The organism is Klebsiella sp. H-Nf2, assembly GCF_002806645.1.
GTDB classification, from domain to species: Bacteria; Pseudomonadota; Gammaproteobacteria; order Enterobacterales; family Enterobacteriaceae; genus Klebsiella; species Klebsiella variicola.
The window spans coordinates 1-840 of sequence record NZ_PIBL01000035.1; the positions used below are offsets into that span (position 1 = coordinate 1).

Annotated in this window: 1 protein-coding gene and 1 pseudogene; both read right to left on the bottom strand. The window is 61.3% G+C overall.

Annotation, left to right across the window (positions count from 1 at the left end; genetic code table 11):
* The coding region (gene rfbD / locus CWM58_RS27865) for a dTDP-4-dehydrorhamnose reductase (RefSeq protein WP_100682228.1) at positions 1 to 641 on the bottom strand (641 nt) is incomplete at its 3' end.
* A 31-nt stretch (positions 642 to 672) separates the two neighbouring features.
* A pseudogene (locus CWM58_RS27870) lies at positions 673 to 840 on the bottom strand (glucose-1-phosphate thymidylyltransferase); the annotation flags it as partial.

The following is an 840-nucleotide window of genomic DNA, read 5'->3' on the forward strand; positions in this document are numbered from 1 at the left end:
TGATAGGTGCCGGCCAGCGCCGGATTGCGCAGCGTTTCACGGATTGCCGTCGCCGTGCAGTCTGCCAGCAGCTCAGCGCCGGTGGGCGCCCCGTGCTGGTCGTCAATGATGGAGAGCGTCTCTTTCTCACCCGCCAGGCGGAGCATCGTTTTGGCGAAGTTGGCGCCGCGGGTGGCATACACCCAGCTGGTACGGAAAATCAGGTGACGCGGGTTACCCTGCTCCAGCGCCAGTTCACCGGCGCGTTTGGTTTCGCCGTAGACGTTCAGCGGGCCGGTTGCTTCATCTTCCCGGCGATAATGGCTGCCGGCGCCGTCGAACACATAGTCCGTGGAATAATGCACCATCAGGGCACCCAGCTTCGCCGACTCCGCCGCCAGCACCGCCACCCCTTTGTCGTTCAGCAGGTCGGAGAGCTCCCGCTCGCTTTCTGCCTTGTCCACCGCCGTGTGCGCGGCGGCATTCACCACCACGTCCGGGCGGACGGTACGCACGGTCTGCGCGATGCCTTCCAGATCCGTCAGGTCGCCGCACAGCTCTTTGTCAAAGTAGTCCACCGCGACCACGTCGCCGAGGGTGGACAGTGAACGCTGCAGCTCCCAGCCCACCTGGCCATTCTTGCCAATCAGTAAAATCTTCATTCTCTGTATCCTGTCGTTGACGAAGAAGGCATTAACGCTCGTTCAGCAGGCGCTTCAGATAAGCACCGTACTCGGTTTTCTTCAGGCGTTCCGCCTGAGCCGCCACCCCTTCCGCCGACAGCCATTTATTACGGTAACCAATCTCTTCCAGGCAGGCCACTTTCATCCCCTGGCGCTTCTCAATGGTGTGAATGAACTG